We start from the raw sequence: 21606 nt of genomic DNA on the forward strand, positions 1-21606 counted from the left end.
CAATAAAAAAACTCGAAATTGACGGTTAGGTCAGTTTCGAGTTTTTTGTTAGCATTATTTTTGATCAGCGTCTAATTCAGCCAAACGTGCATCAATTTCTGCCAAGATAACAGCTTGGTTATCTGGATTTTCTAGGTCGTACTTTTGCAAATCAACCATCATCTTTGGTGAAGCATCATAGTCTTCATACCATTGTTGGTAGGCTGTCCACATCTTGAAGTAGTAATCACGCAATTCTTCGTTATCGTCGAATTGTTCGTAATCACGTCCACGCTTCTTGATACGGTACAAAATCGTTTCAAAATCAGCGTTAGCAAAAACCATCAAATCAGGACGGCGCTTTTCCATCGTTTGCAATTCAGCCATCATGTTGTCTAACAACTTCATGTAGACGTCCATTTCAGCGTCTGAAATGTTTCCTTCACGGTGATTTTCTTTTGTAAACAACGCATCTTCATAGATTGAACGATCAAGAATGTTATTGTCTGCGCTCAAGGCCTTCTTAATCATCGCGAAACGCTTATTCAAGAAATAAATTTGTAGTAGGAATCCGTATTGCTTTGGATCTGCGTAATAAAGAGGGAGTACTGGATTTTCACCAACGGGCTCAAAGAAAGCCTCTGTTCCCAAATGTTCTGCTAATAAACCTGTTAATGTTGTCTTACCGACACCAATCATCCCAGCTGTGATAATCACCATGGTCGACCTTCTTCTTCTAAAATTTCGTTTTGATTATGTGAATCAATTCGTTGTTCCTATCTTAGCTAAAAGAAAACTTGAATGCAATTCTTGACATTAGAAAAAGGTACTGGGTCAAAGACTCAGTACCTTGTTTTGAGCGGTTTATCCGCACATATAAATTACTTTTGGCGTGCCAATTCGTCACGAATTTCAGTCAAAAGTGCAACCGTAGGGTCGATTTCTTCTTCGGCAGGCTTACGCAACTTGTTCATGATCTTTACCAAGATAAAGACAACGAATCCAGTTAGGATGAAGATAATCATGTTGCTCAAGAATGAACCAATCTTAACTTCAGCGGCACCGATAACCCAAACCATATCGTTCAAGGCAATTGAACCAGTCAATACACCGATGAATGGCATGAAGATGTCATTAACCAATGATGTTAGTAGAACTTGGAAAGCTCCTCCAACGATAAAGGCAATTGCCATGTCTAACATGCTTCCTTGTGTCAAGAAAGTCTTAAATTCTGAGATAAACTTACGCATTTTGTGCTCCTTTTCTATTAGAACCGTATAATATTTCTTATCTGTTTAATTTTAAAACAAAAGCCGTGAAATGCCAAACGGAAAGGTGAATTTCTGGTAAAATAGACATATAAATGTAGCGAAGCGGGGAAATGAAAATGACTTATAAAATGTTGGTATCCGATTTAGACGAAACATTGTTGAACAACGATGGGACTGTTCATGCAGAAAATGTACGTGCAATCAAAGAAGCGATTGCGCAAGGTTTTAAATTTGTCCCCAATACTGGACGTGCATTTAGTTCAGTACAAGAATTGTTGAAAACATTAGGATTGTATGATGAAGCCGGACAATATGTGATTTCATACAATGGTGCTGCAATTGTTGAAAATGAAGGGAATAAAGTCCTAGTAACACGCGGAATGAAATTACCTTTAGCGCAACGTATTTTAGATGCTGGTTTGATTGATGAGACAGTTGATGCCCACATCTACACAGTGGACACATTGTTTATTTACAATATTTCAGCATCTGACGCAAAGTACATGGCTGAACGTGGCGTGTCATACAAAGAAGTCGAAACATCAGATTTGTCATTCCTAGTGAATGAAGCACCGGTGATGAAGGTTATTTTTGAACACGAAGATTTAGCAGTTCGCGAAGCAATTAAGGCGTCTGTACTAGCGGCCGTGGGTGAAGAAACTGTGGAAGCAACATTCTCATCAGGTCGTTACATTGAATTTAATATGGCAGGTGTCGATAAGGGAAGTGCAAGTTTGATGCTTGGTGAGCGCCTAGGAATCACACGTGATGAAATTATTGCAGCTGGTGATAATAACAATGATTTGAAGATGCTAACTGCAGTTGGACTAGGGGTTAGTGTTGCCAACGGAATCCCAGCAGTTCAAGAAGCCGCTGACATTGTTACTGAACGTACAAATAACGAAGGTGCTGTTGCTGAAATCTTGGATCGTTTCGTGCTTGGAAAAGACTAATGATTAAATTAATGTACGTACTCTCAAGCGTGGTGACGATACTGGTATTAATTGGTATTGCACTGCTTGGTGAACATCTTGCTTGGTCGCCAATGATGTTTATGAGTATGATATTGATTGGAGCGGTTGGTATGACTGTTCTGATGACAGCTATCACGATATTATTGCAACGGTGGCAAAAGGAGCGTGAACAAAATGACGACAAGAGATGATTGGCTGAATGGTGCCTTGTGGTTGATTGGTGGGATTATTTTAGATTTCGCCATTCAAATTTTAGGTGTTGGTGCTAGCCAAGGGTTAGCCATGGTCTTTGGACAACCGGCAAATGGACTATTAGCAACTGTATTACTGATTTTGATTGTGTTAGCGATGACTTACGGGATTGCAACATTACTGATTTATGCGGTCAGACTAAAGTCACCAAATTTACGTTTACATCCGATTAAGTGGGATCGATTGAAGTATGTATTCCTAGGATATGTTGGGATTGTTGTCGGGATTATGTTGGTCAATTTTGTCCGTGTGTTACTGACCGGTGATGTAGATGTTGCGACTAACCAACAAGTCTTACAAGATACGTTCAATCAAGGTCCATACGGGATTGTATTTGTTGGGGTACTAGCGATTATTGTGGCGCCGATTGTGGAAGAATTGATTTTCCGTGGGATTGTGATGAACTACTTTTTTAAAAATAAGGGGTGGTGGTGGAATATTATCTTATCAGCTGGTCTGTTTGGTTATTTCCACGTCTATGCGGCTTTCAATCCATTCGACTTTTTACAATACGCCTTAATGGGTGGTATCCTAGCATATATCTACAAAAAGACGCATCAACTCCAATATGCAATGTTGGCGCATGCGTTGAACAACACACTTTCATTCCTAGCCATGATGGCAATGCTATAAACGTTTAACTGGGAATTAAGCACAATATAGGAGGCATGACATGACAGAATATCTATACACAACTTTTGGTAGTGAAGAAGTTTTACAAATGGTTCGAGAAGCTAATCCCGAACGTGGGTTAATGTTGACGGTGGACGATACTGATCCATTGCGTTACCAACTGCTTGATAAGACGACAGCTAAGTCTGTGTTCAGTACACCAACAAGTTATGAAATTTTATCTCAAACAGGTAAGTCTAAGGAAATTCGTGGATGGATGAATTTCACATTTTTGACTATTTCAGACCAAGAACGTGCCAACTTTATCCGTCGTTGGGAAACATTCCAAACACATGGATTTGATCAAGTTGATGGTTTCATGAGCGCCTTCTTGCTACAACGTACTGATGAACCGCAACAAATGGCTATTTTGACAACGTGGACGTTAAAGGAATTCTGGACAATTTGGGATGATGAAACAGAAAATCCATTAACACCATATGAAGCTATGGCATCACGTTACGGACTACGTAATAGTCAATACTCATTTGCTGCCTTTAGTAAGCAAACGCTAGATTAGACAGGAAAGTAACACATGAAAAAAATTGTAACTGGCTTTTATGAACACACGCTTGAATGGGGAATGTTAGCGTTAGGAGTGATCTTGTTAGGTTTCTTTTTCCGCGACACCTTCTTATTGGCACAAATGGTGTTCACGGCCAACATGACAGCAGATTTTTATGCTATCAGTGAATTAGTTTTAGAAACATTTTTGTTTTTTGAATTTGTGGTTTTGACGCGTGAATATTTCATCACCAACCATATTTCATTAACAAACTTTATGTACATCGGAATTACAGCCATGTTACGTAATTTATTGGTCAATCATGCCAACGCAACTGAAGTGTTGATTCAAGCGTTTGCTATTGTGGTACTATTGCTTGGGTTGATGGGATATTTGTTGGTTAACCAACGCCTAACGAACTTAAAGCATGCGGATGAACGTGATACGATTGACTTTGAAATCAAGCATGAAGCCGATCGCTTAAAGCGCGACTAAAGAATGATAAATAGCACTGAAAGGAGCAGTTTAAATGGATTACGAACGAATTAATGAAGATACTATTCGTGTGATGATGACACCAGATGATTTATCTGATTACGATGTTGCACTAATGGACTTATTAGAAAGCCAAGAAAAAATGGAACGTTTCTTCTACTCAGTGCTGGAAGACGTTGATGCTGATCACGACTTTATGGATAATGATGCCGTAACGTTCCAAATTTTGCCGAGTGGTCAAGGCTTAGAACTCTTTATTTCTAAGAACCTAAGTGACCATACGGGGATGAGTAAGGCTGTTGCAAATGCATTGAATCAAACAGAAGGTGATGAGCCTGATGATGATGTTAAGGAAGAACTATTGAATCGCTTATTGGGATTTGATGATACGACACCTAAGCATGATGATCGTAAAACAGTCGTTGCAGATGAAACGGTGGAAACACAAATCCAAGTTGAATTTGCCACGTTTGAAGATGTTTTGCATTTCGCGCAAATGCAACCTAAGCTATATGCAACTGAACAATTGTTCCGTTACCAAGATAAATATTATTTGGTTATGACCTTTGATGAAGCACATGAAATGGCAACAATCAAAGATAGCACAGCAATTGCCCGTGAATATGGGACAGTAAGTCCAGTTTCAGCGGATGTTTTGCATGAACACGGTGAACAGATTTTTGCGGAAGAGGCAACGAGCCAATTACGCCATTATTTTGACTAAAAATAGCATGCAATATTTAGAAGAATCGCCTTAGGGCGATTTTTTTATTGGCTAAAAAATTAGAGGGAACCCACGAAAGACTCTGTAAAAATGGTACAATACTAGCAATAAAATTAATTGGAGGACCGATAGATGAGTCAAGAACTTTTACAACGAGATGAATTGCCAACGGCAATGACTTGGGATCTCGCAACTATTTTTCCAAATGATGATGCTTGGGAAGATTTATTTGAAGATGTTGCTGAACGTCTAGAGTCAGCTGAATACTTTGCCGGAACTGTTACAAATTCAGGACCACAATTGTTAGGTGCCTTACAATATGGTTTGAACTTGATGCGTGACTTAGAAAAAGTTTACGTATATGCATCAATGAAAAGTGACCAAGATACAGCGAATGGTTATTACCAAGCGATGAATAATCGTGCGGAAGCGTTGGGTGCCCAAGTTGGTGCAGCGATTGCTTTCTTTGATCCAGCTATCTTGGCCTTAACAGAAGCAGAATTAGCGGCTTTGTTTGAAGAGACACCAGAATTAGCACAATTCGAACATTACTTTGAAAGCCTATTAACACAACGTGGCCACGTGTTACCAGCGGAACAAGAAACATTATTGGCTGCGGCTGGAGATATCTTTGGTGCCTCACAACGTACCTTTAGTGTCTTAGACAACGCTGACATTCAATTTGGGCGTGTTGAAAACGCTGATGGTGAATGGGAACAATTGTCAAATGGTGTGTATTCAAAGTTACTAGAATCAACAGATGGGCGTGTTCGTCAAGATGCCTTCCAAACATTCTATGAATCATATATCGCTTTAGAAAACACATTGGCCTCAACATTAGCTAGTCATGTTAAGGGACACAATTATATGGCTCGTGTTCATAATTATGAAACAGCCCGTCAATCTTCATTGGCAAGTAACCATGTACCAGAAGCAGTGTATGAAACATTGGTGACAGAAACAAACAAGGCACTACCATTGCTACACCGTTACGTGGCTTTGCGTAAGCGTTTATTAGGTGTTTCAGAACTACATTCATATGATTTGTACACACCAATCTTGGGTGAACCAGATTACGCCATCGATTATACATCTGCACAAGCGACAGCGTTAGAAGCGTTGCGTCCATTAGGGGATGACTATTTAGATGTTGTAAACAAGGCATTTGATGAACGTTGGATTGACGTACCTGAAAACAAGGGAAAGCGCTCAGGGGCTTATTCTGGTGGTTCTTATGATACGAATCCGTTTATTTTGTTGAATTGGGTTGATAACTTGAACAACTTGTACACATTGGTGCATGAGATGGGGCACAGTGTTCACAGTTACTTAACACGTCAAAATCAACCATATCACTACGGTGATTACCCAATCTTCTTGGCGGAAATTGCCTCAACAACGAATGAAAATCTGTTAACAGATTATTTGTTGGAAACAATTGATGATAAGGCGTTACGTGCGTTTGTATTGAATCAATATTTAGATGGTGTAAAGGGAACGATGTTCCGTCAAACACAATTTGCGGAATTTGAACAATGGATGCATCATCAAGATGCGCAAGGTATTCCGTTGACGGCTGATGTTTTGAACGAAGCGTATGCTGAATTAAACCAACGTTACTACGGTCCAAGTCTTGAAGTTGATCCAGAAATTGCGAATGAATGGTCACGTATTCCACACTTCTACTACAATTTCTATGTCTTCCAATACAGTACTGGATTCGCTGCTGCAACAGCGATGGCACATGAAATGAAGACAAAGGGTGCGACAGCCGTGGATGCATACAAGAACTATTTGAAGGCTGGTTCATCAGCGTTCCCAATTGATGTGATGAAGACAGCAGGGGTTGATATGTTACAACCAACATACTTGCAAGAAACATTTGCGATTTTTGAAGAACGACTAAATGAATTTGAAGCATTAGTTAATGAATTAGATATGTAAGTTCTATGCATTTTCAAGGCATTCACTTGTCGCATAATCGATAAACATGTAGAATTACAGTTATAAAAGAAATTGGAGGGATTTATATGACACTGGGAGGAATTGCGTGGCTGATTGTCGCGATTGCGATTTTGTTGTTTTTGGGGTCAATTAGTTTCATGATTTTCCGCATTACGCAACCGTTGAAGAATGTGTTGAAGGACGTTGATATCATTGCTCGTGAAGCAGATGACTTGTTGGTAAATACTAACGTGTTGTTGGAAGATGTTAACGGTAAGGTCGAAGTTCTTGACCCAGCCTTCCAAGCGGTAGCGGATTTGGGAGAATCAGTTTCTGATTTGAACGACGCAGCTCGTAACTTGACGACTAAGATCGGTACAAGCAACATGTCAAAGATGGGACTATTATTTGCGACATTTAACGGAATGCGTAAGGGATCATAAAAACGCATAGCTTATAAACTGGAGGGGAAACCATGGCAAACGGATTTATTAAGGGATTGTTGGTAGGTGGAGCAGCCGCTGCTGCTGGATACGCTGGATACAAGATGTTGAATGAAAATCAAAAGAAGGAAGTTAACCGCAAAGTTGCGGATGCAACTGACTCAGTGATTGAATACATCTTAGATGCTGAAGCAATTGCAAGCGCTACTTTTGCTGCTGCAAAGGCTAAGGCAGAAGATTCACTTGAAGAAGCTGGTTTGGAAGAAAAGTTTGGTGCCTTGAAGGATCAAGCTGAAGGTTTCGTGAACCAAGCTATGGATAAGGCACAATCTTTTAAGGATGATGCTGAATTAGTTGAAGCTGTTACTGAAGCTGACATTTTGTTGGATGCAAGTGACTTGGCTGCTGAAGTAACAACACCTGAAAAGGTTGAAGTTGTTGTTTTGGAAGCACGTCCATTGCCAGAAAAGGAAGTTCCAGAAGCTGAATTGAAGGCAACTGCAAAGGAACAAGTTAAGAGCTTGGCTAAGTCAAGCAAGAAGCCTTTGTCAGAATCAAAGAAGCAAGGTTTGGCTGAAGAAACAGAAGACAAGAACAAGTCTGCTGCTAAGTCAAAGTCAACTAAGAAGTCTAGCTCACCAAAGAAGAAGGCTGCTAAGTCAAAGTCAGATACATTATCAAAGTCTGATCGTCCTGCATTGTCAAAGAGTGAAAAGTCATTGGCAGATACAGACAAGAAGGGTTTGGCTGATAAGAAGTAATTTATCAATGTCATCAATGAAAAAACCACATCGTAGAGATGTGGTTTTTTTTTAGTCAATAATAAGTAGTTCTTTTGATGTATGTGTAAATGATTCAGATCCTGATTCAGTCACAACAACGGAATCTTCAATACGAATACCTAAATCACCGGGGATGTAAATTCCGGGTTCGATAGAAAAAGTCATACCGGGTTCCAGAATAACATCATTGCCAGCCGCAATTTGTAGTGATTCATGAACAGATGAACCCAAACCATGGCCTAGGCGATGGATAAAGAAATCACCGAATCCACCCTCAGTAATAATGTCACGAGCAATCTTATCTAAGCTACCTGTTGTAATACCAGGCTTAACCGCTGCTTGCGCTTCACGTTGTGCCTTTAGAACTAGTTGGTAGATATCACGTTGACGGAATGAAACGGAATTAAAGGCCACTGTTCGGGTCGCATCTGATACATAACCATCATAGATTGTTCCCAAGTCGAATAGGGCCATTTGTCCACCTTTAAGCTTAGTATCGTTCGTTGCGCCGTGTGGATCTGCCGCATGCGGACCAAATTGTACCATGGTGTCAAAAGACATGCCTGTAACACCGTTCATCTTTAATTTATATTCTAATTCGGCTTGGACGCTTAATTCAGTGATACCGGTACGTAATGCATCAAAACCATATTGGAAAGCTAGGTCAGCATCACGACCAGCTGCGTGCATTTTAGCGATTTCATCGGGGGTCTTAATAAGACGCATACGTTCAATAATTGGTGACAAATCAGCCGTAAACTTTAAATCAGGGAATGCCGTTTGTAAGGCATTCGCTTTATTAAGGGTTAATTGTTGTTGTTCAACGGCCCAGCGTGTTGTGTGTGCTGTTGTCTCACGAATGTGTTCGGCGATTAGAGCAAATGGATTTTCAGAATCTTGGTAACCATAGACTGGATATTGCCAACCCGTTGCTCTTACTGCTTGAACTTCTAATGCGGGTGCAAAAATGAACGGATCATTTTGCGGAAAAACAAATAATGCTAGAATTCGTTCGATTGGATCTGATTCAAATCCTGTTAAATATGAGATTGAATGGAAATCAGAAAAGTAGGCAACATCAATGCCTTCAGTGTTAAGCCAGTTTTGGACTTGCGTTAGATGTGTCGTCATATCAGAACTCCTTTGATTGAATTATATCTATTGTACTCTTTTAATTAAAAAATGTTTGTGCTAAAATTAGCACTTGGCTTTGAAAAGATTAATGAAAACGTGTTATACTTACCGAGTAAGCGCTTTCTGAAATACTCCCCCAGATTTTAATCTCAGGGAATGAGGAGAATTATAATGGAAAAACAAACCGTAACAATTTATGATGTCGCGCGTGAAGCCAATGTATCAATGGCAACAGTATCACGTGTTGTGAATGGAAATGCAAATGTTAAGGCTGGAACTAAAGAAAAGGTTCAAGCTGTTATTAAAGAATTAGGCTACCGTCCAAATGCGATTGCACGTGGATTGGCCTCAAAGCGAACAACAACAATTGGATTAATTCTACCTGATTTAACTGATCAATATTACGTTGAATTAGCCCGTGGGATTGATGACGTCGCTAAGATGTACAAATACCAAATTATCCTAACAAGTGCTGGGGAATCAAACGAAAAGAACTTAGAAGTTATTGATAACCTACTTGGAAAGCAAGTTGATGGGATTATCTACATGGGAAACCATATTGATGAAGACGTGGATGAACGCCTAGACTCAATTGATGTGCCTGTTGTATTTGCTGGATCAGTGGATTCAGAAAACCAACACCCATCAGTAAACATCAACTACATCGAAGCGTTTGAACAAGCGACTGGTATGTTGTTGGCGAATGATCATGAAAAGGTGGCCTTTATTTCTGGTGATCTAGAACATGCTATTAACAAGGACCATAAGTTGAAGGGATATCAAGTTGCATTGGAAAAGAAGGGTATGGCTGTTGACCCAGACCTAATTTTCCAAGGTAGCTATGTATATGAATCTGGATACGCAATGGCTAAGGACATTATTGCAACAGGCGCAACTGCGGCGATTGCTGTTAATGATTCTATGGCTGCGGGTGTACTAAATGGATTGACTGATGCTGGCGTGAAAATCCCAGCAGATTTTGAAATCATTACGAGTAACAACACTGCGTTGACAAGTATGACGCGTCCGCAATTGAGCTCAATTACACAACCAATCTATGATCTTGGAGCGGTTGCAATGCGTGTTTTGACAAAGTTGTTGGATCATGATGAATTAGCTGAAAAGCAAATTGAATTACCACATGGTTATGTGGAACGTGCTACAACAAATTAAAACGCAATATAAGCTCATATGAGCGAATTACGTATTACGTGGATAAAGATATAAGAATAGCCGTCAGAAGTCATTTGAAAGCTTCTGACGGCTTTTTTGAAACGTTTTAAAGGTAAGAGGAGTTAAAACGTTTAATTTTGAGAGAAGACCACGAAAGAAAATAAAAACAGAGTGACACTGTTATGTGTGACTCTGTTTTTGAAATGCTGACTTAGCGATGATAGATGGGTTTAAAGGAGACAACGGGATTTGAACCCGTGCACCGATTTATCACCGGTTCGGCGGATTTCGAATCCGCTGCATTACCACTCTGCCATGTCTCCAGTTACAGAACATGTTCATTATATCGAGGGGGAAAAGGGGATTCAAGCAAAAAAAAAACAACGCCGTAGCGTTGTTGAGATAGCCCATCAGGGAATTGAACCCTGGATGCCGGTGTGAAAAACCGGAGTCTTAACCACTTGACCAATGGGCCAGGCTTGTTTTAAAAACAAATAGCTCATCAGGGAATTGAACCCTGGATGCCGGTGTGAAAAACCGGAGTCTTAACCACTTGACCAATGAGCCAAAATATCGAGCAATAGCCCATCAGGGAATTGAACCCTGGATGCCGGTGTGAAAAACCGGAGTCTTAACCACTTGACCAATGGGCCGATAGTTTGTTTTAAAAACAAATAGCTCATCAGGGAATTGAACCCTGGATGCCGGTGTGAAAAACCGGAGTCTTAACCACTTGACCAATGAGCCATGAATGTTGCATGTCTTAAACAACAGAGATTAATATACCAAGTTTTAAAACCTTTGACAAGTCTTTTTTCAAAAAAAAAAAAATAAAATGTGTGTGTTGCGTATTTTGCTTAACTTGCTTACACTGGTAACAAAGTCATACGTGAGAAAAAGGGTTAGGGAGAATTATGAATCTTTTACGTTGGATGTTGGATAGACATGAACAAGAAGTATTGGAGTTGCATGACTATTTGATATTGCATGAAGGGGAAAAGCTGTTACTTAAGACAGTGATAGAAGAATTGGGATGGTCACGATATCGTGTTGTGACTGCATTTAATAGTTTAATCGATGATCTGAACTTAGTTGATCAACATGCGGTGTCAGAAGAAAAGTTTATTTATGACACGAAATATATTGAAGTAAAAAAGCAAAATCAAGCAGCTGTTTTAGAATTAGAACATTATTACCGCCAAAATTCAGTTATTTGGTGGTTCTTAGTTGATAGCTTAATGGAAGATGTTACATCATATGAAAACTTTGCTGTGAAACATAATACCAGTGTGTCTGTCATTCGTTCATCTAAAGAACGTGCGACTGAAGCACTAAGCAAGCATGGCATTAAGATTACCAAGAATAATCATTTGGTGGGAGATGAAGCAACGCTTCGTACATTCTTTGTTCATATTATGAATCAGTATCATAGTTATACTGAAATGCCATTGGATGAATTCGAAAATGACGAAATTGAAGATATTGTGGATATTGTGGTAGATATCTTTGATATCGAGAACCGTCAATCATTGCGTCAGTCACTTCGTATTCAAGTGATGATTGCGATTATTCGTATTCGAAAAGGACATTATCTACGCGATGTTGATATGCCAAAAATTGTACGTCCGTCTGATGAATGGCCACCAGATCAAAAAATTCGATACCAAAAGTATCGTGCATTATTCCAGGAGACATTTGACTTACCAGAACACGTCATTCATACAGAAGTAGTGTTCAGTATTTTAAGTTTATTTGTTAGTGGGATTATTCGCGATGCACCTCGTGGGGTATTGACGGATAAGATGCGTAAGCATTTTACAGAAGACCGTGAACGTTTTGTACATCGTTTTGAGCAATTCTTTGGGAAGGAATTGCCAGACGAATATCAATATCGTTTGAGTCTTGCTTTAGCAGGACCAAATATGCGACAAGCATACTTTGAAAACACCTATGATCGTAAACGTCATAGTATGCAGTTCTTAGAAGAGAACTTTCCGATTCAGTCGCGTTTCATTGACTGTGTCATGGCGGATTTCAAACGAGAACGTCTTTCTTGGACGCCGAATGCTGATCGTAAGGTAGAAAATCTATCGCAAGAATATTTCAATGCGATGGTTGCCATTGTTCCAGCAGATATGATTTTACCTAAAATTCATATTGCGTTGGATTTCTTATATTTCCCAGGACTAGAAACTGTCTTGCGTCGTATTTTTGAAAGCCAATGGCAAATTAATTTTGTGTTTAATGAAATTGAGGATCCGGATTTTTACATTTCAGACATGGAATTAGACACTTTCGAAAATACAAAAGCATTGGTTTGGACTACTTTCCCGGATGCATCTACATTAGGTCAATTTATTAAAGAAGCGATGGCACTAAGTGAACGTAAGTTCTTAGAACAGCGTAATGTGGATAATTGGGAAGAGTTAACGGCTCAATTGGCGCCGAAAGAAGTTGAATAGTTATTATATAAATATATAAACGGTAACGAACATTTTGTTTGTTGCCGTTTTTTTAATATATATTCTAATGATTTATTTTTATTCGTTGTATTTATATGCATTTTTATAATATTTGTTTCTTCGATTACTTATTATATAAAAGAATTAGATGTGTTTTTAAGTGTCTGTAGACTTATTGAAACGTTTTACTAGAAAAATAAATACAAAAAAAGATTATTTTAAATGTTTTATGTAGATTAAAAATTTTAAATAATGTATTATTTTGAGTGTAAGAACGGGAAATGTATGTAATGTATAAAAGGAGATTTCTAATGGGATTTAAAATGTATAAGGCTGGTAAATTTTGGGTATTTAGTGCAGCTGTTTTGACTGTCGTGGGTGCGGCAGGTGTAATGGATGCGAATAGTCAAATTTACGCGAATTCAGAAGCGACGCAAGGTGGGCAACTTGCAGCGACTTCAAAAGAATTAATTGTTAATAAAGATAATTTTGAAGAACATTTCAATATTAACGGGGCAGCAACGTATGATAAAGATACGGGAATTGCAACCCTAACGCCATTCCAACAACGTGTTTCTGGGAATATTTCTATGAAACATAAGTTTGATGCAACGCAAGATTTCTCTATTTCTGGAGAAATTAATCTAGGAGCGAATAAGAACGGGTCTGGAATCAGTGGGTCTGGAACAAATCGTGGTGGTGATGGAATCGGAATTTTGTTCCACCCAGGGGATCCTAAAGTTGTTGGTGGAAAAGGTGGAGCTATCGGAATCGGTGGTGTACCAAATGGATTTGGATTTAAGTTTGACACATATTGGAATCGAAATGATTCAAACGCAGCTGATGCTTGGGCAGTAAAAGACCCTAAGACAAATGCTGCTGGGGAGAGCTTAGAACTAAAGTCTTTTGGTGCATTCGTTAAGAACCGAGCAGATAATGCTGCGGAAACAGTTGTAGAAGCAGGAACGGCTGACCCTAAGTTAATTGGAGAACCGGATGGAAACACATTCAAGCCGATGGAACTTAAGTATACTGCTGCAACAAAGACTTTGACTGTGACTTATGAAGGAAAGACATGGTCACGATCAATCGCAGACTGGATTACGCAAGATGAATTGTCATTTGCTATTTCTGCATCAACAGGGCCAGCGTTGAACCTACAACAATTCCGTATGAACGAATTGCGTATGACACAAAATGTGCCAGAAACACCAACGCGTCCGGTAGATGAAAAGGGAAATCCAATTGAAGTTCCAGCAGATAAGACAATGCCAATTGTTGATGGATTCCCAGGTGATGAAGTTGAAATTGATATTAAGGATATTCCTGATATCCCAGGATACGATAAGCCGGTAGCTGATGAAAATGGTAAGGTGAAAGTTAAAGTTCCCGAAGCAGGAAAGATGATTGACTTACCATATACTGAAAAGTCAACACCAACACGTCCAGTGGATGAAAAGGGAAACCCAATTGAAGTTCCGGCAGGAGAAACAATGCCAGAAGTAAAGGGTGAACCAGGAGACGAAGTTGAATTGAATGTTGATGACTTGCCAAACATTCCAGGTTACGAAAAGCCAAAGGGTGACGAAAATGGTAAGGTAAAGGTCAAGATTGTTGATGATGGTAAGGGTGGAAAAGTCTACGATGTAACTTACACTGAAAAGTCAACACCAACACGTCCTGTAGATGAAAAAGGAAACCCAATCGACGTACCTAAGGATACGAAGATGCCAGATGTGAAGGGTGAACCAGGAGACGAAGTTGAACTTGATGTAAATGAGTTGCCAGACATCCCAGGATACGCTAAGCCAGAAGCCGATGAAAACGGTAAGGTAAAGGTCAAAATCAAGGATGATGGTAAGGGTGGAAAGGTATATGACGTAACTTACGCTGAAAAGACAACACCAACACGTCCAGTAGATGAAAAGGGAAACCCAATCGACGTACCTAAGGATACGAAGATGCCAGAAGTAAAGGGTGAACCAGGAGACGAAGTTGAACTTGATGTGAATGACTTGCCAGACATCCCAGGATACGCTAAGCCAGAAGCCGATGAAAACGGTAAGGTAAAGGTCAAAATCAAGGATGATGGTAAGGGTGGAAAGGTATATGACGTACCTTATACACAAGCTACACCAACACGTCCAGTAGACGAAAAGGGAAACCCAATCGACGTACCTAAGGATGCGAAGATGCCAGAAGTAAAGGGTGAACCAGGAGACGAAGTTGAGCTTGATGTAAATGACTTGCCGGATATCCCAGGCTACGAAAAGCCAAAGGGTGACGAAAATGGTAAGGTAAAGGTCAAGATTGTTGATGATGGTAAGGGTGGAAAGGTCTACGATGTAACTTACACTGACAAGAAGACACCATCACGTCCAATCGACGAAAAGACTGGGGAAGAAATCAAGTTGCCAGAAGGTAAGACAATGCCTGAACTTGACGGAAAGCCAGGAGAAGAAGTTGAAATTGATGTGAACGACTTGCCAGACATCCCAGGATACGACAAGCCAAAGGGAGACAAGAACGGTAAGATCAAGGTGCAAATTCCAGAAGATGGAAAGCCAGCTGATGTGCCATACACACCAGCCGAAGATAAGAAGACACCATCACGTCCAGTAGATGAAAAGACTGGGGAAGAAATCAAGTTGCCAGAAGGTAAGACAATGCCTGAACTTGACGGAAAGCCAGGAGAAGAAGTTGAAATTGATGTGAACGACTTGCCAGACATCCCAGGTTACGATAAGCCAAAGGGTGACGAAAACGGTAAAATCAAGGTGCAAATTCCAGAAGATGGAAAGCCAGCTGACGTGCCATACACACCAGCCGAAGATAAGAAGACACCATCACGTCCAATCGACGAAAAGACTGGGGAAGAAATCAAGTTGCCAGAAGGTAAGACAATGCCTGAACTTGACGGAAAGCCAGGAGAAGAAGTTGAAATCGATGTGAACGACTTGCCAGATATCCCAGGATACGACAAGCCAAAGGGAGACGAAAACGGTAAGATCAAGGTGAAGGTACCAGAAGATGGAAAGCCAGCTGACGTGCCATACACACCAGCCGAAGACAAGAAGACACCATCACGTCCAGTAGATGAAAAGACTGGGGAAGAAATCAAGTTGCCAGAAGGTAAGACAATGCCTGAACTTGACGGAAAGCCAGGAGAAGAAGTTGAAATCGATGTGAACGACTTGCCAGATATCCCAGGATACGACAAGCCAAAGGGAGACAAGAACGGTAAGATCAAGGTTCAAATTCCAGAAGATGGAAAGTCAGTTGATGTCCCATACACACCAGCCGAAGATAAGAAGACACCATCACGTCCAGTAGATGAAAAGACTGGGGAAGAAATCAAGTTACCAGAAGGTAAGACAATGCCTGAACTTGACGGAAAGCCAGGAGAAGAAGTTGAAATCGACGTGAACGACTTGCCAGATATCCCAGGTTACGATAAGCCAAAGGGAGACAAGAACGGTAAGATCAAGGTGCAAATTCCAGAAGATGGAAAGCCAGCTGACGTGCCATACACACCAGCCGAAGACAAGAAGACACCATCACGTCCAGTAGATGAAAAGACTGGGGAAGAAATCAAGTTACCAGAAGGTAAGACAATGCCTGAACTTGACGGAAAGCCAGGAGAAGAAGTTGAAATCGACGTGAACGACTTACCAGATATCCCAGGATACGACAAGCCAAAGGGAGACAAGAACGGTAAGATCAAGGTGCAAATTCCGGAAGATGGAAAGTCAGTTGATGTGCCATACACACCAAAGAAGAACACGACACCATCACGTCCAGTAGACAAGAACACTGGTAAGGAAATCAAGACAGACAAGAGTTTCCCAATCCTAGAAGGAAAGCCAGGAGAAGAAGTTGAAATCGACGTGAACGACTTACCAGAAATCCCAGGTTACGATAAGCCAAAGGGAGACAAGAACGGTAAGATCAAGGTTCAAATTCCAGAAGATGGAAAGTCAGTTGATGTGCCATACACACCAAAGAAGAACACGGCACCATCACGTCCAGTAGACAAGAACACTGGTAAGGAAATCAAGACAGACAAGAGTTTCCCAATCCTAGAAGGAAAGCCAGGAGATGTTGTTGAAATCGACGTGAACGACTTACCAGAAATCCCAGGTTACGATAAGCCAAAGGGAGACAAGAACGGTAAGATCAAGGTTCAAATTCCAGAAGATGGAAAGTCAGTTGATGTCCCATACACACCAAAGAAGAACACGACACCATCACGTCCAGTAGACAAGAACACTGGTAAGGAAATCAAGACAGACAAGAGTTTCCCAATTCTAGAAGGAAAGCCAGGAGATGTTGTTGAAATTGATGTGAACGACTTGCCAGATATCCCAGGTTACGATAAGCCAAAGGGAGACAAGAATGGTAAGATCAAGGTTACTATTCCTGAAAACGGAATGATTGACTTTGGTTACACACCAATTGAAGCTGGAAAGCCTGGTCAATCACAACAAAACAACAATGGTTCAAAGAACACACCTGACAACAACGCTCCTCAAAAGGGAAAGTCAAAGGGTGATGCAGCATATCCAAACACAGGATCAGAAACAAATGCACTTGTTTCAGCTCTTGGTGCAGCTATGTTGGCTTTGACAGGATTATTTGCAGGGTTGACTAAGTTGCGTAAGAAGTAATTTGAAACTGCGTATCATTTAAGTGAATAGCTTTTTGTAAAGAACCCTCGGAAATTAACCTTTCCGAGGGTTTTTATAATTAATTATAAAAGTCGTACAAAAATATTGTTTTAAATATTTGAAACTGGCAGTTATATGGTAAAATGTAATGTGTGATAATAGTATTGTTTGTTATTAATGTGTTACATGGGAATGTGACGCGTATAACAGAAAGGGGTGTTTGTTAGTATAATGGGCATTGGGTAAGGGACGTGTATTTGTTAGATGGGATTTAACCTGACAAATACATTTGAATATTGTAGTTGTTGCTATTTCAGCCGTGTAATTCACGTCTGGCAGGGGCAATCTATGATTTTTTGTAGGATAATATGTTTACGAAGGAGAAGTATATGGCGAAGAGCATTAAGAAAATGTTCATTATCATGATGGCAATGGTATTGTCATTCTCAGGTGTACCGGCCTCAGTATTTGCGGCTGATTTAAACCCGGGCGATTATGTTGATAAAGTGCAATATGGAAAAGAAGAAGTAACTTCAGGTGACTATGTCAGTTTGAGAGTTGACTTTAATGAGAAGGGTGTTGAAGGAGAACCTGGAGCGAAATTATTCGCTGCAGGGGACACTGTTACACTACCCCTACCACCAGAACTAAAGGCATTGAAGCAAAACATCAAATTAGGAGAATATGGTGAAGTTGTTGTGACTGGTGACAAAATGGTCATCACGTTTAACGACAAAGCCACAACGATGGAACACATCAAGGGATACTTCGAAATTGAATTGTTTGTGGAACGTGTTGAGGACGGATCAGAACAAGATGTTGTTGCTGATTTGAACACAGGACTGGGAACAAAGTTGAAGGTCAAGGGATACCCAATTCGTGAAGGTGGCGAAGAAGGTGAACGTGGTCGCTACGACTTTGGATACAAGGGTGGAAACGTTAACCGTGATGAACCAACAATTATTGATTGGTACATTGTTGCTAACGCAAACCAAGACGAATTGAATGATGACATTATCATCAAGGACGTTTTCGGTGAAGGTCAATCAATGGTGGATGGTACATTTACAATCATGTACGAAAAGCCAGAAGAAGCTGAAGGTATCAAGTTTGTTCCAAACGGAAGTGGATTTGATCTTGTAATCAGCAAGGACTTCGCAAACAAGCGTTCTGTTCAAATGAGTTACCAAACAAAGATTAATGACGATTCTAAAAAGCAAAAGATTTTTAAGAATGAAGCAGAAATTAAGTTTGACTCAGCTATCGATGGTAAGGGTGAATTTACTGCTAAGAGTGAAGTTCAAAACCGTTTGTCAGTAGACGGTGGTGCTGAAGGTGATCAAGTATTCGAATTGGTAGTTGAATATCAAGACGAAGACGGAAACACAATTGCCCCTTCAACTGCACCAAAGGACTACACGGACGGTGCAGACTACACAACTGATCCTATTGACATTGACGGATACGAATTTGTGAAGGTTGATGAAAACAATGACCCACAAAACGGAAAGATCAATGGTAAGGACGCCAAGGTTATCTACGTCTACAAGAAGAAGGCTGAAGAACCAAAGCAACACAAGTTGGACGTAATCTATGTTGACGAAGAAGGTAATGAAATTTCAGAACCTGACGAAACAAAGACATTGGATGACAAGTCAGATTACAAGACAACACAAAAGGACATCGACGGTTACGAATTCGTAAAGGTTGACGAAGAAAACGGTGACAAGGCCAACGGAACAATCGATGGTAAGGACGCCAAGGTTATCTACGTCTACAAGAAGAAGGAAGAACCAAAGCAACACAAGTTGGACGTAATCTATGTTGACGAAGATGGTAAGGAAATCGCACCAGCTGATGAAACAAAGACATTGGATGACAAGTCAGATTACAAGACAACACAAAAGGACATCGACGGTTACGAATTCGTAAAGGTTGACGAAGAAAACGGGGACAAGGCCAACGGAACAATCGATGGTAAGGACGCCAAGGTTATCTACGTCTACAAGAAGAAGGCCGAAGAACCAAAGCAACACAAGTTGGACGTAATCTATGTGGACGAAGATGGTAAGGAAATCGCACCAGCTGACGAAACAAAGACATTGGATGACAAGTCAGATTACAAGACAACACAAAAGGACATCGATGGTTACGAATTTGTAAAGGTTGACGAAGAAAACGGTGACAAGGCCAACGGAACGATCGATGGTAAGGACGCCAAGGTTATCTACGTCTACAAGAAGAAGGCCGAAGAACCAAAGCAACACAAGTTGGACGTAATCTATGTTGACGAAGATGGTAAGGAAATCGCACCAGCTGACGAAACAAAGACATTGGATGACAAGTCAGATTACAAGACAACACAAAAGGACATCGATGGTTACGAATTTGTAAAGGTTGACGAAGAAAACGGTGACAAGGCCAACGGAACGATCGATGGTAAGGACGCCAAGGTTATCTACGTCTACAAGAAGAAGGAAGAACCAAAGCCAGAAACAAAGCCAGAAACAAAGCAACACAAGTTGGACGTAATCTATGTTGACGAAGATGGTAAGGAAATCGCACCAGCTGATGAAACAAAGACATTGGATGACAAGTCAGATTACAAGACAACACAAAAGGATATCGACGGTTACGAATTCGTAAAGGTTGACGAAGAAAACGGTGACAAGGCCAACGGAACAATCGATGGTAAGGACGCCAAGGTTATCTACGTCTACAAGAAAAAGGCCGAAGAACCAAAGCAACACAAGTTGGACGTAATCTATGTTGATGAAGAGGGTAATGAAATTTCAGAACCTGACGCAACAAAGACATTGGATGACAAGTCAGATTACAAGACAACACAAAAGGACATCGACGGTTACGAATTCGTAAAGGTTGACGAAGAAAACGGTGACAAGGCCAACGGAACAATCGATGGTAAGGACGCCAAGGTTATCTACGTCTACAAGAAGAAGGCCGAAGAACCAAAGCAACACAAGTTGGACGTAATCTATGTGGATGAAGAGGGTAATGAAATTTCAGAACCTGACGCAACAAAGACATTGGATGACAAGTCAGATTACAAGACAACACAAAAGGACATCGACGGTTACGAATTCGTAAAGGTTGACGAAGAAAACGGTGACAAGGCCAACGGAACGATCGATGGTAAGGACGCCAAGGTTATCTACGTCTACAAGAAGAAGGCCGAAGAACCAAAGCAACACAAGTTGGACGTAATCTATGTTGACGAAGAAGGTAATGAAATTTCAGAACCTGACGCAACAAAGACATTGGATGACAAGTCAGATTACAAGACAACACAAAAGGACATCGATGGTTACGAATTCGTAAAGGTTGACGAAGAAAACGGTGACAAGGCCAACGGAACAATCGATGGTAAGGACGCCAAGGTTATCTACGTCTACAAGAAGAAGGTCGAAGAACCAAAGCCAGAACCAAAGCAACACAAGCTGGACGTAATCTATGTTGATGAAGATGGTAAGGAAATCGCACCAGCTGACGAAACAAAGACATTGGATGACAAGTCAGATTACAAGACAACACAAAAGGACATCGACGGTTACGAATTCGTAAAGGTTGACGAAGAAAACGGTGACAAGGCCAACGGAACAATCGATGGTAAAGACGCCAAGGTTATCTACGTCTACAAGAAGAAGGTCGCAGAACCAAAGCCTGAGCCAAAGCCTGAGCCAAAGCCAGAACCAAAGCCAAAGCCAGAACCAAAGCCTGAGCCAAAGCCAAAGCCAAAGCCAGAACCAAAGCCTGAGCCAAAGCCAGAACCAAAGCCAAAGGCTAACAACAAGCCAGCAGAAGGTAAGAAGACAACAGAAACAAAGTCAACTCCTTCTCAAAAGCAAGTTGAAAAGAAGTCAGAAGCTAAGAAGGGTGAATCTTTGCCTAACACTGGATCAAAGAAGAACATCTTCGTTTCAGTTGCTGGATTGATTCTTTTGATTGGGGCACTTGCATTTGCTATCCGTAAGCGTAAGCAACAATAATTTTTAATTAAATATGTAAGTGGTTTGTAAATAGAAACGAACGGTAGAATTATTTTGCCGTTCGTTTTTTATTTTGTCTTTTTTAAGGGCAATAACATAAGCTAGGAGAGTTAAAGCCTTAT

At 40.5% G+C, this 21606-nt stretch carries 16 protein-coding genes and 5 tRNA genes; 13 read left to right on the forward strand and 8 right to left on the reverse strand.

Translation table 11 applies throughout. The annotated features are described in order from the left end of the window. Positions 1-54: 54 nt before the first annotated feature. The gene (locus tag WS08_RS01995; protein ID WP_009764923.1) at positions 55-699 is read right to left on the reverse strand and encodes a deoxynucleoside kinase; all 645 of its coding nucleotides are present in this window, start codon (positions 697-699) and stop codon (positions 55-57) included. Between the two features lie 161 nt (positions 700-860). Continuing rightward, on the reverse strand, positions 861-1229 hold the full coding sequence (mscL, locus tag WS08_RS02000) for a large conductance mechanosensitive channel protein MscL (RefSeq protein ID WP_009764924.1): 369 nt from the start codon (positions 1227-1229) through the stop codon (positions 861-863). Positions 1230-1366: 137 nt separating this feature from the next. Between mscL and WS08_RS02005 the strand changes: the two genes are divergently transcribed. The 9 genes from WS08_RS02005 to WS08_RS02045 all read left to right on the forward strand — a co-directional run bounded on the left by WS08_RS02005 (position 1367) and on the right by WS08_RS02045 (position 8020). After that, positions 1367-2203, forward strand: a complete 837-nt coding sequence (locus WS08_RS02005; protein WP_009764925.1) for a Cof-type HAD-IIB family hydrolase — start codon at positions 1367-1369, stop codon at positions 2201-2203. Continuing rightward, positions 2203-2415, forward strand: coding sequence for a hypothetical protein (locus WS08_RS02010; protein ID WP_009764926.1), 213 nt, complete (start codon positions 2203-2205; stop codon positions 2413-2415). Before WS08_RS02005 ends, WS08_RS02010 begins: the two co-directional genes overlap by 1 nt. Next, positions 2399-3109 carry a CPBP family intramembrane glutamic endopeptidase gene (locus WS08_RS02015; RefSeq protein ID WP_009764927.1) on the forward strand — a complete coding sequence of 237 codons (711 nt, stop codon included), beginning with the start codon at positions 2399-2401 and terminating at the stop codon, positions 3107-3109. Before WS08_RS02010 ends, WS08_RS02015 begins: the two co-directional genes overlap by 17 nt. Before the next feature lie 40 nt (positions 3110-3149). Continuing rightward, the gene (locus WS08_RS02020; RefSeq protein WP_009764928.1) at positions 3150-3668 is read left to right on the forward strand and encodes an antibiotic biosynthesis monooxygenase family protein; all 519 of its coding nucleotides are present in this window, start codon (positions 3150-3152) and stop codon (positions 3666-3668) included. 15 nt (positions 3669-3683) lie between these two features. After that, a complete protein-coding gene (locus tag WS08_RS02025) occupies positions 3684-4148 on the forward strand; it encodes a phosphate-starvation-inducible PsiE family protein (RefSeq protein WP_009764929.1) in 465 nt (154 codons plus the stop codon). Positions 4149-4182: 34 nt separating this feature from the next. Then, a complete protein-coding gene (locus tag WS08_RS02030) occupies positions 4183-4872 on the forward strand; it encodes an adaptor protein MecA (RefSeq protein ID WP_009764930.1) in 690 nt (229 codons plus the stop codon). Between the two features lie 132 nt (positions 4873-5004). Next, positions 5005-6816 (forward strand): oligoendopeptidase F, encoded by a 1812-nt coding sequence (pepF, locus tag WS08_RS02035; RefSeq protein ID WP_009764931.1) that lies wholly within the window; start codon positions 5005-5007, stop codon positions 6814-6816. Between the two features lie 86 nt (positions 6817-6902). Beyond that, on the forward strand, positions 6903-7259 hold the full coding sequence (locus WS08_RS02040) for a DUF948 domain-containing protein (RefSeq protein WP_009764932.1): 357 nt from the start codon (positions 6903-6905) through the stop codon (positions 7257-7259). Positions 7260-7291: 32 nt separating this feature from the next. Continuing rightward, a complete protein-coding gene (locus WS08_RS02045) occupies positions 7292-8020 on the forward strand; it encodes a hypothetical protein (protein ID WP_009764933.1) in 729 nt (242 codons plus the stop codon). Between the two features lie 51 nt (positions 8021-8071). On the opposite strand, the gene WS08_RS02050 is transcribed toward WS08_RS02045, so the two are convergent. Further along, positions 8072-9172: a M24 family metallopeptidase gene (locus WS08_RS02050; RefSeq protein WP_009764934.1), complete on the reverse strand. Its 1101-nt coding sequence runs from the start codon at positions 9170-9172 to the stop codon at positions 8072-8074. A 174-nt stretch (positions 9173-9346) separates the two neighbouring features. Here WS08_RS02050 and ccpA point away from each other — a divergent pair, with 174 nt between their 5' ends. Beyond that, on the forward strand, positions 9347-10348 hold the full coding sequence (ccpA, locus tag WS08_RS02055) for a catabolite control protein A (protein WP_009764935.1): 1002 nt from the start codon (positions 9347-9349) through the stop codon (positions 10346-10348). 234 nt (positions 10349-10582) lie between these two features. Here the strand turns inward: ccpA and WS08_RS02060 are convergent. From WS08_RS02060 to WS08_RS02080, 5 genes are all read right to left on the reverse strand, one after another. Further along, positions 10583-10671, reverse strand: a tRNA-Ser gene (locus WS08_RS02060). Positions 10672-10751: 80 nt separating this feature from the next. After that, positions 10752-10823 (reverse strand) — tRNA-Glu (locus WS08_RS02065). Positions 10824-10843: 20 nt separating this feature from the next. Beyond that, positions 10844-10915 (reverse strand) — tRNA-Glu (locus WS08_RS02070). Between the two features lie 14 nt (positions 10916-10929). Further along, a tRNA-Glu gene (locus WS08_RS02075) sits at positions 10930-11001 on the reverse strand. A 22-nt stretch (positions 11002-11023) separates the two neighbouring features. Then, positions 11024-11095, reverse strand: a tRNA-Glu gene (locus WS08_RS02080). Between the two features lie 167 nt (positions 11096-11262). Between WS08_RS02080 and WS08_RS02085 the strand changes: the two genes are divergently transcribed. The 3 genes from WS08_RS02085 (at position 11263) to WS08_RS06745 (ending at position 21484) form a co-directional block, all read left to right on the forward strand. Then, complete coding sequence (locus WS08_RS02085; protein WP_009764936.1) at positions 11263-12810, forward strand: helix-turn-helix domain-containing protein; 1548 nt, start codon at positions 11263-11265, stop codon at positions 12808-12810. A gap of 311 nt (positions 12811-13121) precedes the next feature. Beyond that, positions 13122-17477 (forward strand): DUF5978 domain-containing protein, encoded by a 4356-nt coding sequence (locus tag WS08_RS02090; RefSeq protein ID WP_038566628.1) that lies wholly within the window; start codon positions 13122-13124, stop codon positions 17475-17477. Positions 17478-17866: 389 nt separating this feature from the next. Beyond that, the gene (locus WS08_RS06745; RefSeq protein WP_051747830.1) at positions 17867-21484 is read left to right on the forward strand and encodes a MucBP domain-containing protein; all 3618 of its coding nucleotides are present in this window, start codon (positions 17867-17869) and stop codon (positions 21482-21484) included. The last annotated feature ends 122 nt before the right edge of the window (positions 21485-21606 follow it).

The sequence above is a fragment of the Weissella tructae genome (assembly GCF_000732905.1).
Taxonomy (GTDB): domain Bacteria; phylum Bacillota; class Bacilli; order Lactobacillales; family Lactobacillaceae; genus Weissella; species Weissella tructae.

What these genes read in the sequence shown, in the direction of transcription:
- WS08_RS06745 (WP_051747830.1), top strand. Translation starts at nt 17,867, where the DNA reads ATGGCGAAGAGCATTAAGAAAATGTTCATTATCATGATGGCAATGGTA.
- WS08_RS02050 (WP_009764934.1), bottom strand. Translation starts at nt 9,172, where the DNA reads ATGACGACACATCTAACGCAAGTCCAAAACTGGCTTAACACTGAAGGC.
- WS08_RS02015 (WP_009764927.1), top strand. Translation starts at nt 2,399, where the DNA reads ATGACGACAAGAGATGATTGGCTGAATGGTGCCTTGTGGTTGATTGGT.
- WS08_RS02010 (WP_009764926.1), top strand. Translation starts at nt 2,203, where the DNA reads ATGATTAAATTAATGTACGTACTCTCAAGCGTGGTGACGATACTGGTA.
- WS08_RS02025 (WP_009764929.1), top strand. Translation starts at nt 3,684, where the DNA reads ATGAAAAAAATTGTAACTGGCTTTTATGAACACACGCTTGAATGGGGA.
- mscL (WP_009764924.1), bottom strand. Translation starts at nt 1,229, where the DNA reads ATGCGTAAGTTTATCTCAGAATTTAAGACTTTCTTGACACAAGGAAGC.
- WS08_RS02020 (WP_009764928.1), top strand. Translation starts at nt 3,150, where the DNA reads ATGACAGAATATCTATACACAACTTTTGGTAGTGAAGAAGTTTTACAA.
- WS08_RS02040 (WP_009764932.1), top strand. Translation starts at nt 6,903, where the DNA reads ATGACACTGGGAGGAATTGCGTGGCTGATTGTCGCGATTGCGATTTTG.
- WS08_RS02005 (WP_009764925.1), top strand. Translation starts at nt 1,367, where the DNA reads ATGACTTATAAAATGTTGGTATCCGATTTAGACGAAACATTGTTGAAC.
- pepF (WP_009764931.1), top strand. Translation starts at nt 5,005, where the DNA reads ATGAGTCAAGAACTTTTACAACGAGATGAATTGCCAACGGCAATGACT.
- WS08_RS02090 (WP_038566628.1), top strand. Translation starts at nt 13,122, where the DNA reads ATGGGATTTAAAATGTATAAGGCTGGTAAATTTTGGGTATTTAGTGCA.
- WS08_RS02085 (WP_009764936.1), top strand. Translation starts at nt 11,263, where the DNA reads ATGAATCTTTTACGTTGGATGTTGGATAGACATGAACAAGAAGTATTG.
- WS08_RS02030 (WP_009764930.1), top strand. Translation starts at nt 4,183, where the DNA reads ATGGATTACGAACGAATTAATGAAGATACTATTCGTGTGATGATGACA.
- ccpA (WP_009764935.1), top strand. Translation starts at nt 9,347, where the DNA reads ATGGAAAAACAAACCGTAACAATTTATGATGTCGCGCGTGAAGCCAAT.
- WS08_RS01995 (WP_009764923.1), bottom strand. Translation starts at nt 699, where the DNA reads ATGGTGATTATCACAGCTGGGATGATTGGTGTCGGTAAGACAACATTA.
- WS08_RS02045 (WP_009764933.1), top strand. Translation starts at nt 7,292, where the DNA reads ATGGCAAACGGATTTATTAAGGGATTGTTGGTAGGTGGAGCAGCCGCT.